The 10,906-nt window shown below is 45.5% G+C and carries 11 protein-coding genes; 4 read left to right on the plus strand and 7 right to left on the minus strand.

From position 1 onward, the window contains the following. The coding region (locus AC1YY3_RS11980) for a hypothetical protein (RefSeq protein ID WP_482194506.1) at positions 1–184 on the plus strand (184 nt) is incomplete at its 5' end. A 14-nt stretch (positions 185–198) separates the two neighbouring features. Here AC1YY3_RS11980 and AC1YY3_RS11985 read toward each other — a convergent pair. The 6 genes from AC1YY3_RS11985 to AC1YY3_RS12010 all read right to left on the minus strand — a co-directional run bounded on the left by AC1YY3_RS11985 (position 199) and on the right by AC1YY3_RS12010 (position 6,197). Beyond that, positions 199–1,470, minus strand: a complete 1,272-nt coding sequence (locus tag AC1YY3_RS11985; protein WP_481825074.1) for an MFS transporter — start codon at positions 1,468–1,470, stop codon at positions 199–201. A 207-nt stretch (positions 1,471–1,677) separates the two neighbouring features. Further along, complete coding sequence (locus AC1YY3_RS11990) at positions 1,678–2,634, minus strand: DUF3616 domain-containing protein (protein WP_481825075.1); 957 nt, start codon at positions 2,632–2,634, stop codon at positions 1,678–1,680. 4 nt (positions 2,635–2,638) lie between these two features. Next, a complete protein-coding gene (gene lnt, locus AC1YY3_RS11995) occupies positions 2,639–4,222 on the minus strand; it encodes an apolipoprotein N-acyltransferase (RefSeq protein WP_481825076.1) in 1,584 nt (527 codons plus the stop codon). A gap of 151 nt (positions 4,223–4,373) precedes the next feature. Then, the gene (locus AC1YY3_RS12000; protein ID WP_482194507.1) at positions 4,374–5,072 is read right to left on the minus strand and encodes a DUF3313 domain-containing protein; all 699 of its coding nucleotides are present in this window, start codon (positions 5,070–5,072) and stop codon (positions 4,374–4,376) included. Between the two features lie 237 nt (positions 5,073–5,309). Beyond that, a complete protein-coding gene (locus AC1YY3_RS12005) occupies positions 5,310–5,756 on the minus strand; it encodes a hypothetical protein (RefSeq protein WP_481825078.1) in 447 nt (148 codons plus the stop codon). 123 nt (positions 5,757–5,879) lie between these two features. Next, positions 5,880–6,197 (minus strand): glycine zipper 2TM domain-containing protein, encoded by a 318-nt coding sequence (locus tag AC1YY3_RS12010; protein ID WP_481825079.1) that lies wholly within the window; start codon positions 6,195–6,197, stop codon positions 5,880–5,882. Between the two features lie 361 nt (positions 6,198–6,558). Here AC1YY3_RS12010 and rapA point away from each other — a divergent pair, with 361 nt between their 5' ends. The 3 genes from rapA to AC1YY3_RS12025 all read left to right on the plus strand — a co-directional run bounded on the left by rapA (position 6,559) and on the right by AC1YY3_RS12025 (position 10,017). Continuing rightward, entirely contained in the window at positions 6,559–9,372 is a 2,814-nt protein-coding gene (rapA, locus tag AC1YY3_RS12015) for an RNA polymerase-associated protein RapA (RefSeq protein ID WP_481825080.1), read from the plus strand. A gap of 93 nt (positions 9,373–9,465) precedes the next feature. Then, positions 9,466–9,708, plus strand: a complete 243-nt coding sequence (locus tag AC1YY3_RS12020; protein ID WP_481825081.1) for a type II toxin-antitoxin system ParD family antitoxin — start codon at positions 9,466–9,468, stop codon at positions 9,706–9,708. A 6-nt stretch (positions 9,709–9,714) separates the two neighbouring features. Continuing rightward, the gene (locus tag AC1YY3_RS12025) at positions 9,715–10,017 is read left to right on the plus strand and encodes a type II toxin-antitoxin system RelE/ParE family toxin (protein WP_481825082.1); all 303 of its coding nucleotides are present in this window, start codon (positions 9,715–9,717) and stop codon (positions 10,015–10,017) included. Between the two features lie 133 nt (positions 10,018–10,150). Here AC1YY3_RS12025 and AC1YY3_RS12030 read toward each other — a convergent pair. Then, positions 10,151–10,906, minus strand: a 756-nt coding sequence (locus AC1YY3_RS12030) for a Calx-beta domain-containing protein (RefSeq protein WP_482194508.1), incomplete at its 5' end; no start/stop codon positions are given.

A 10,906-nucleotide genomic window follows, 5' to 3' on the forward strand; every position in this document is an offset into this window, starting at 1 on the left:
AACCGCGAAAAATAGCCAAGGGTTTATGAAAAATGGCGAGATAAATGCGTATTTCAGCCGAATACCGCCCATTAAGGTGAATGCCAATTCAAAAAAATCGGCTTTTGACCAGTCAGCCGGAGTTTCTGCTGTTTGTGCAAAGGTCTCAAGCTATATTCGACAAAAATATAACTTGTTCGCATAAAAACAATTCCCCAATCACACCAAATGCAGCAAATCCCGATGCTTACGCACTCTTACCGAAGCAATACAAAGGAATGAGGCAAACGCCGCCGCCATGATGTAAAAGGCAATCGGTGAATATGAGCCTGTCATCGTAATCATTTTAGTGACCAGTATGGGTGCGGTGCCGCCGAATATCGCCGCCGCCAGATTACAAGCGAGAGACATGCCCGTGTAGCGCGTTTTGGTTGGGAATAGCTCGACCACCAAAGTAGGGATGGGCGCAATGTAAGAGCCTAAGATGACCGCAAACAGGAGTTGCGCCGTCAGCACAGATGCAAAGGTATTCTGCTCCAACAAGTAGATATAAGGTATGGCGAAAGCGATATACGAAATTAATACAATTTTTAACACGATTTCCCGATCTTTGTTATCACTAAGCCAGGCTGAAATGGGTGCGACAACCATCATGGTCAACAAACTAAGGGAAAAAATCAGCAAGGAATCTGAAGTGGAAAACTTCAGGAACTTAACCAAAAAGCTCGGCATAAAAACCGTTTGGATATAAAACGGTATGGTCACGGCCAAGTAAACACCTATGCCCAATAAAATTTCTTTGTAGCTTTGCTGCAACGCTTCTTTAATGGGCGCATCAGAGGTATGTCCGGCTTCTTTTGCTTCCATAAAGACCGGGCTTTCATCCAGTTTGGTGCGGATATATAAGCCAACTATACCGATAAAAAAGCCCAGGATGAACGGGATACGCCAGCCGTAGCTATCAAAAGCTTCCGCAGGCATAAGATGCGCCAACGCAGCGGCAATCATCGCACCGCTAAACAACCCGATCAACATGCTGAGTATGGAGAAGTTACCCATTTGGTTTTTATTTTTTGTGGAAGCATGTTCCACTAAGTACACGATAGAACCGCCAAACTCCCCCCCGATAGCAACGCCTTGTACCAAGCGAATCAGCGTTAACAATACGGGTGCCCATAGACCTATCTCTTGGTAAGTCGGTAGCAACCCTATACATGCCGTGGGAAAAGCCATAAGCAAAATCGAAAGTGCGAGTGCATTTTTACGCCCGTACTTATCACCAATATAACCAAAAAACATAGCTCCCAAAGGCCTCATGAGAAACCCTACGGCAAAAATACCAAACGTTGCAATCAGCGCAACAGCATCATCGCCAGGAGGGAAAAAATGCTTGCTGATAAGCGCGGTAAACGTGCCGTACAACGCGTAGTCGTACCATTCCAAGCCATTACCTATCATAGTAGAGGCAATGACTTTTCTAACTTGTGACATTTGGAGTCCTTGTGTGGTTTTTAATCAAGTGTTTGTTTGAGCTTTTAAGCCCAAATCTTAAGATGATTATCCTGAAAAAATTAATTTCACTGTGGGAGAATGGTCAATGGCGAAGCCTTAACCATGAAATTTCTGATTATTGTAATAGCACTACCTATTAGTGTTTTAGGCTGGATTGATAAATCCAGCCTAAAACCGTTGTCGGCACTATAAGGTCAACGTCATGCTACGAAACCCGTTTGCACCTACCAATGTGCCATCATCACTCAATAACTGTACACAGTTGTCGTTACCTGGATAAAAAAGCGCGGCTTCAATGTTAAAGCCTTCTAACTCTAACCTTTTCAATTTGTTGAGTTTTCCAGATTTACTTGACCACTTATACAACTTGCCTTCTTCTTTTTTATGGTCTTTGGTGGGAATGTTTTCATGATACGGCCCAGCTACGACAAGGTATTTATGGTTTTTATGGCGGGTGATTTCCCGAATACCAAAACCATCCAAATCTAGCTCGATGGGGTCGGCAAACTTGGCTTGCAGGCCGTGAATGACTTCATAAGGATTCTTTAATTTTACGATTAAGGCTTTGCCATTTTCCAACCTGCCGTTCTTGATGTCGCCGCCGCTTAACGGATTCCTGAACCCAATCAGCAGACCATTATCCGGCGTGGAAGCAAGCCCCTCAATACTCAGACCGCTAATGGCTTTAGCCTGGTTTTTTTTCGCCTTACCTAAATGATAGTGGTTAAAACGGTCATCATCCTGTAAATCCGCTATCAATGTCGTGTAGATGTCGCCTGCGGGTGTAATGGCGAATTTATTATTCGCTGCTAATTTGATACTGACGGCTAACAAACGATGACGGGATTCTCTGTATTCACCTGTTCGACTGGTCGAATGCGAACCAATCCAGAAATAAGTCCCGGCGATTTCTGCCGCACTTTCCAGGTCGATTTCCAAATCTTCGCCATCAGCAACTATACCTTTAAATATCGCGCTCAATTTGACCGTTTGCAGCGGCTTATCGAGGACATGCCGGTCATAGATACGCAACAGATTATCTTCATCATCGGCAACGATGAACAAGTTGTCATTGAGCGCGACTGCACCGGATGGGTTGGAGATGCCCAGATATTTTTGTTCCACAATGTCATCAGTTTTCATCGAATCAACTCCGGTCAGTTTGGATAAACGCTGGTTTTCTGTAAAAACCAATAACTAATAGTAAGCCTAAGCTGCCCCAGAGTAAACTGGGTACTAGCCAGAACCAGTTCTGATAAAACGTTGCGGGTGGATTTTTTAAGTACGGCACTTCATATAAGCCAGCCCAGGGTTGCAGCATCGGAGATTGCTCAAGCACCTCGCCGGATGCCAACGACACTGTTGAAATACCCGTATTGGTGACGCGCAACACTGGCCTGCGGAATTCCACGCCCCGTGCTAGGGTCATGTACATGTGTTGATAAGGTTCTTGCCAAGTGCCGTACCAGGAATCATTGGTCGCATTCACAATAAACTGTGCGCCGAGATTAGCTAAATCCCGCGAAAACTTGGGGAACAGGCTTTCATAACAGATTTGCGGCCCCATCTTGAAACCGTTCCAGTTGAACAAGATGGTCGGCCCAGGCCCTCTGGCATATTGCCCGATCTGGGGAAGAAATTTTTTGATGACCGGAAACGTATCGGAAAACGGAATGTATTCACCAAATGCCAATAAGATGGTCTTGCTGTAATGCGGCTCGACAATATCACCTTGATTATCCAGCAAAAATAAGGAATTGGTAATCAAACGCGATTTTTGGTCAACCCCGAATGCGCCCGTCACCAAGGGCAATTGCCGATCACGCAGGAATTGGGAAAGCAGGACGGGATCTTCCTTATGGCTGAATTCCGCACCCAACAGGGACGGAAATGCCGTTTCAGGCCACATGGCGAAGTCGATCTTGCTGCCTATATGCTGATTAATGGCTTCGTCAGTCAACGCCTTAATCCGCCGGATGATTTCCTGCGTATAGCCCTCCCCTAATTCAGCGGCCATTTTCTCGGAATTCGGGGTGCTGGCTTGAATAAACAAGGTATTCAGTTTGGCATCTGGTTCTGGCAATCTTGCTTTCAGCCCTAAACCACCGATATTAAGCAGGATAAAACCTGCCAGAACGGCTGCAAAAATGATTTTGCCAGATTTTTCCTTGCGCTTTTGCCACGCCAGATAAAGCGGCAGATTGCACAATAAGGTCGCCGCACTAAGACCGCTAAAACCAATGAATTCCGCCCACTGGTAAACGGGAATATTCGCGCCGTACCAGGTATAACCGAAATTCCAGTCGAATACGGTCAGTGAATACGCGTCGCAAAGTATCGTAATCAGTGCCATCAGCCATAAGGATAAGCGTTCATCCCAATGAAATCGCTTACGCCCACAGAACCACAGCACACCTGCAACAGCAACGTATAAATGCCCGATCAAGCCGTACACAATCATGCCGATACCTGCAAAAAACCAAGGCAGATGGGCGAATTCATGCAGTGTATAAGTGACCCAATTAAAGCCAATCATCGTGAACACGAAGGCAGTGATAACTCCGCCTAGGAAGACATTTTTTAGCCTTGTTTGCTGATTCCAAAACAACCACAACGGCACAAAGCCAAATAAAGATGCCCAAGGCGGAAACGGGATATAACTGGTGCCGATGAAAACGCCGGACAGAAGTGGTAAATACCAGTTGGCTTTGCCGGATAAATTGTTATTCATGCTTGGATCAGGGATTGGGATAAAGATGGGCTATCCGACCATCAGAAAAGAGCGGATTCTATCATTAGTATCATGATTTAGCTGTTTTTCGACTATCTGAAAACCTACATACACACAGGGTGTTTAGTGATAGTAGCAGAAAAGTATGGACTCATTCCGATTCCGGCTTCTGGCAATCAACCCGCAGTTGCCGAAGACATAATTGATAACTTAACTGTATTGCCCAATATTTATAAGCTTCCTCAATATCATCCCATTCATTGGTAGAACCGGTGAGCGTCTTACCGCCAGCACGGGCATCGGCGGATGCCATCAGTAAATCGCCCGTGGTTGAATCGATTATTTTGCCTTCAATACTGGCTTTGCCGACAAAGGATTCCGTCCCCGTCACCAATCTCTTTAAGCCAGATAAGGCACGAGCGGAAGGATAAACCGACGAAAACATATCGAATAAAACGGTCGATGTCGCCACATCAGTGATGGCAAATTGCACTATCAAGGTATCTTTACCTGGCTTGTTGACCAGCTTGAAACCATTTTTAAGGGCTTCCTGTATCCGGTATTCCAGCAATTCTTTCAGTCGGAAACCATCCTCGTGGGTCATCTCATTCAGCTCGGAATCGGGAATTTTCTTAATAATGACGGGTTCTAAGATGATTTTTTTATACGCTGCCCAATTAATGCCTTTTTTCCAATACGTTAGCAAGGCATCGTCGTCTTGCCCTTCTTTTAGTAGGGAGTAATCATCAAGGAAATCCGTGGTCTCGACGTGCCGCGCTTGATACGTCCTAGCACAAGCTGTCAAAACTAGGAATATACCAACAAGAGCAACGTATTTGCTGACAGACATTATGAAATTAAACCTACTGTGTGCTGAAAATTCAGACTGTAAGTCTAATCTATTTTTTACGAAAAAACGGTTTAACGGGAGATTATTTGAGGGTGTAGACTATCATCTACTTTGCTTGAGTTTGATTTTGTTTAAGCTACAGATAAAGCAAAGCCTGGTTTAACTGGGCTATACAGCTAAACCAGGCCTCAAAAAGCCTATTCCCTGGCGGATATTGGCGACTTATCCTGATACGTCCTAGTAGCGCCAACCCATTCCATTTCCTAAAAACGAGCCTGCTGCTGCACCTAAACCGGCTGCTAGCGGATGTCCATTACCCAGCTCATATCCAAACACTGTCCCTACCACACCACCTGCCAAACCTTGATGTGAGCGGTTATCGTATCCACCTTGGTACTGAGGTTGTGGTGGATAGTACTGCTGCGGCTGTTGGTAATACTGTTGCGGCTGCTGGTAGTAATAGTTCTGCTGTGGTTGCGGGTAGTAATTGTTCACTTGTTGCCTGTAACCGTAACCACCGTGGTGTCCTCCATGATGTCCGTGATGTCCATCATGATGACCCCAACCGTGATGACCACCACCGTAACCATGTCCACCCCAACCGCCATGTCCATCCGCAAACGCAGCGGAAGAAAACAATACGGCAACTATAGCTAACTGACTTAAATAAAGTAATTTCTTCATGGCATTATTCCTATTTAGTTATTATCAATGTTGTCAAAAATAAATGCGTTCTTTAAAACTTGGTGACCATTTTACGGATTGAACATGAATGGTCGCTTAACAAAACAACTAAATAAATCTAATTTAACGCCTGCCAGACATCCCATTACCGAGGAATGAACCCGCAGCTGCACCAATCCCGGTAGCTAAGGGATGACCATTACCCAGCTCATACCCTAACACGCTACCCACCACGCCACCTGCCAAGCCTTGATGGGAGCGACCATCCTGGTAGACCGGTGGTGGCGGTGAGCCGTAATACTGACGAGGTGGATAATAGCCATCACCATGATGCCCATGTCCACGGTGATGCCCTCTATCATGACCACCTGATGCGTAAGAAACATTGGCAAAAAGCATTGCCAACACAGTGATTTGACCTAATAAAATTAATTTTTTCATCTTTCTGTCCTGTTTGTTGATTATTCAGCGGTTTAATAAGTCGGCAATGATCCAGTTACCTATTATTTGACTGTAATCATATACAGGTCGCACTTAACGCTCACTTAAAACAAAGTGTGAAAGATACAATTTTTTTCATCTTCTTCTATGCAGCTTTATCTTCTACAAAATCGCCTTAAAATCAATCCAATAGTTAAGCAAACACAGCTACTGTATAATGCGGCAAATTTATTAGATGCACACAAACTATGCCAATGATGAAAACACTACCTGCCTACCAGTAATGTTAAAAGTAAGCGACAGAACTAAATCCCAATCAAACTCTACTTTCCCGCACATCAAGCCCAACAACCCGATCTAAATGCACACATTCATCCCCGGACAACGCTGGATCAGCAGCAATGAATCTGAACTTGGCTTAGGCCTTATCCTTGAAGTTGAATTCAAACGCGTTACCGTGCTGTTTTTGGCAAGTAACGAAAAACGCATGTACGCCAGTGATAATGCGCCTTTAACTCGCGTCATATTTACCGTCGGTGATGTAATTGAATCGGTTGATGAAGAAAAAATCACAGTTATTCGCCTGATTGAGCAAGATGGTTTGATTACTTACGTGGGCAAAGATGAATATGGCGAAGAAGTCCACCTGGAAGAAATCGAACTCAACCACAACATTCAGTTCAACAAACCCCAAGATCGGCTATTTACAGGACAAATCGACCCTAACGGCTGGTTTTTATTACGTTACCAAACTTGGCAATATCAACAGCAACACCAACAATCGCCCGTAAAAGGCTTAATTGGCGGTCGAACATCGCTGATCCAACACCAGCTCTACATTGCCCACGAAGCCGCCAGCCGTGCTGCGCCGCGTATCATGCTGGCGGATGAAGTCGGTTTAGGTAAGACGATTGAAGCTGGCTTGATTATCCACCAACGGCTAATCAATGGCTTGAGCAAACGCATCCTGATTATCGTCCCGGAAAGCCTGCTGCACCAATGGCTAGTGGAAATGCTCCGGCGTTTCAACCTGCGCTTTAGCATTTTCGATGAAGTCCGTTGTTTGGAAGAATCGGGTTCAGACGGTTTTGACGTGGATGAAGACAGCATCGCGCAGCGGGTCAATCCCTTTGCTAACGAGCAATGTATCCTGTGCAGCCAAGAGTTTTTCTCTGCCCATCCGTCCCGCCAACGGCAAGCAATCGAAGCGGATTGGGATATGGTCATCGTTGATGAAGCCCATCATCTTGAATGGAATCAACAAGCTGCCAGCCCTGAATACCAGTTTGTTGAGCAATTAGGTTTGCGTTCGCCTAGCCTTATTTTATTAACAGCAACGCCGGAGCAATTAGGTCAGGAAAGCCATTTTGCCCGTTTACGCTTGTTGGATGCTGACCGTTTTTACAGTTTTTCTGCCTTTATAGAAGAAGAAAAACAGTTTGAACCCATCGCCGATGCCGCGAAATTGTTGTTAAGCGATCAGCCGTTAACAGCCGAAGTCCAAGCACAATTGGCTGAGTTGCTTAAAGAAGATAATGTCGCGCCGTTGCTAAAAAACCTAAATGATTCCAAAGAGTCTGCTGCTGCAAGAGATACTTTATTAAAAATCCTAGTTGATCACCACGGCACAGGTCGGATATTGTTCCGAAATTCTCGCCAAACCGTACGCGGATTCCCAGAACGCAAACGTCAAGCTTATCCTTTGAGTGGTCAAGCAAATGCAGCCGATTGGGAGCAAGACCCGCGTTATCTTTGGTTGGTCAGCAAAGTGCGGCAACTGGCAGGGCAAAAAGCCTTGTTGATTACCAAATACGCGCAAACGGCAATTAGCTTGGAAAATACCTTAAAAAACCGTGCTGGCATTGCCGCCGCCGTGTTTCATGAAGGTATGTCGATTATTGAACGTGATCGTGCCGCCGCGTATTTTGCCGACCAAGACAGCCCAGCACGCTTGCTAATCTGCTCGGAAATCGGCAGCGAAGGCCGAAATTTCCAGTTCGCCCATCATTTAATCCTGTTTGATTTGCCGGAAAATCCCGACCTATTGCAACAACGCATCGGGCGACTAGACCGCATCGGTCAAAAGGAAACCATCCAGATTCACGTCCCTTATCTTGAGAATTCCAAGGAAGAAGTGCTGTATCAATGGTATGACGAGGCATTGGATGCTTTCCACCTCAATAACTCGGCGGCAACGCGGGTTGCCGAAATCTTGCATGACGAATTGCAGGCCGTATTTGCCAACCCCAGCCACCAAACAATTGCGGATTTGATCGCCGACACGCAAGAACTGAATGCCGAAATCGAAACACAATTACAAAATGGGCGAGATTTACTGCTGGAACTAAATTCCTGCCGCAAAGAAGTCGCTATTGACCTGATCGACCAAATGAATCTCCTGGAAAAACAAGGCACACTCTGGCCTTATCTGGAAGAATTGTATGAATGTTACGGCGTGGAAACTGAATTCCACTCGCCGGACTGCTTCATCATCACCCCTGGCGACCACATGCGCGTATCCGGTTTTCCTGGCTTGCAGGAAGACGGCATCACCGTCACCACCAACCGCCAAATCGCCCTAGCGCGGGAAGACATGCAGTTTTTCACCTGGGAACACCCCACGGTAAGCGCGGCAATGGACTTAGTGCTGTCCAGTGAAACCGGCAATGCCACCATCACCGTGGTACGCAACAACGACCTGAAACCTGGGCAGTTTTTGCTCGAATGCTTGTTTATCGTCGAATGCAGCGCACCCGCGCAATTGCAAATAGGACGATTTCTCCCTTCAACACCCATTCGTATCCTCATCGACCAAAACTTGAAAGATTTAACGCCAGCAATAGAACACCGCAGTCTGGTAGTAAACCGCACGTCATTTGATCAGCAAAAAATCGTCGAGTTCATCAATAGCCAGCGCGAACATATCACCAAAATGCTCAATCTCGCCGAGCAAAGTGCCAAAACCGAGATGCAAACATTGGTCGATGATGCCGCCAAAACCATGCTGGAATCGCTTTCCGCTGAAATCAAGCGTCTGGTACGGCTAAAGAAAGTCAATCCATCTATCAAGCCCGAGGAAATCGAATATCTGAAAGATATGACGCTGTTGGCGCATGAACATATTCAGGCGGCGCAGCTTAGGTTGGATGCGGTTAGGTTTTTAATTACGAGTTAGAATGCCATACATTTCATTGCTGCGAGACAAACAATAGCCAATCTTTGATAATCTTTGTATTATTGGCTTACAAAAAGTTTTATGGAGGTCAAAATGCACGTTTCTTTGACAGAACAACTGGAAAAAATGGTGAAGGCGAAAGTCGCCAGCGGAATGTACAACAACGCGAGTGAAGTCATACGGGAATCCTTGCGATTTATGGAAGCGCATGAAGCGTGGATGTACCAAATAAAGTTGGATAGACTGAAAAGCGAGGTCAGCAAAGGCTTAGATCAATTGGATCGTAGTGAAAGCGTTGATGGACGCTCCTTTTTTGAAGAACTCAGCAAGGAATAACGCTTGATGCAGGGGTATAAGTTATCCAAAGAAGCCCAGCACGATTTAACAGCGATTAAAGATTACACCTTTATGAACTGGGGCGACAAGCAAGCCCAACACTATGTTTCAGAAATCAAAGAATGCCTTGAAACGCTAGTGATAAATCCCGAACTTGGAAAATCCAGGGATGATGTAAGCGAGGGATTGCGTAGTATTGGCGTTGGTTGTCATGTTATTTTTTACCGCATAGGCAAAACCGACATTGAAGTTGCCCGTGTTTTACATGGCAGAATGGATGTAACGGAACGATTTGGCATGAATAAGTAATGTAATTCGTCATTCCGGCAGGGCTTGCCGGAATCCCATGTTATTCCCTCTCCCCTTGTGGGAGAGGGGGTTTTTAGATATTCCCTAGGGTTATCGCTTGATAGTATACAAAAACGCTTTTACAACAATGCGGTTAATCGTTGTCAAGAATCTTGACGTGAGCGACTGCCTGTCCTTGGACGGAATAACCTTTGATACCTTTGTTCGATAACTTTAGAGTGACTTTTTCTGTCCGCTCATTAACTTTGTCATCCACGGGCCACACATCAATCGTACCAAACACGCTACCGGCTGGGATTATCATGCTTGAACCGAATTTCTGGTAATCCTTACCTTTTTTCGCATTACCTCCGATGCTGTATTTAACCTTGATGTTTTTGGCTGACGGCGCACTCAAGTTAATCATAAATTTACCTGCATCACCAGATGCTTCCGATGCTAAGGGATCAACTGCGGAAATGCTCACACTGGGACTGGTAACTGTCGCTAGTCGTGATATTGGTCCTGCCACCACAGGATTATTATTTACTGGCTGATTAACTATAGGAGGATTAGTCACAGGAGGATTAGTTACAGGTGGTTTTGGCTTAGACGGCGGAATTGGTTTTGGCACAGATCCATCATATTTCCGACCCATCAATTGAAATTGATCAGTAAAACCAATTACAGTCGGCGCAGTGAGCAGATCAGGTTGGTACAGAATCTGAAACCAGTTTTTTCCGTTTGGTGCGCCTGTAACTAAGGTATTAATGCCCGGTGCTGCTAAATATTTATTGCCATGCGCCTCATACAAGGGTTTTGGTATTCCACCACGGGTATCAGAAGCCCGCAGGAATGGTGCTGTTGACCCCTTCAAAGCACAGGTAAAATCACCTTGAGCGCAATTTAC

The sequence above is a fragment of the Methyloglobulus sp. genome, assembly GCF_964779595.1.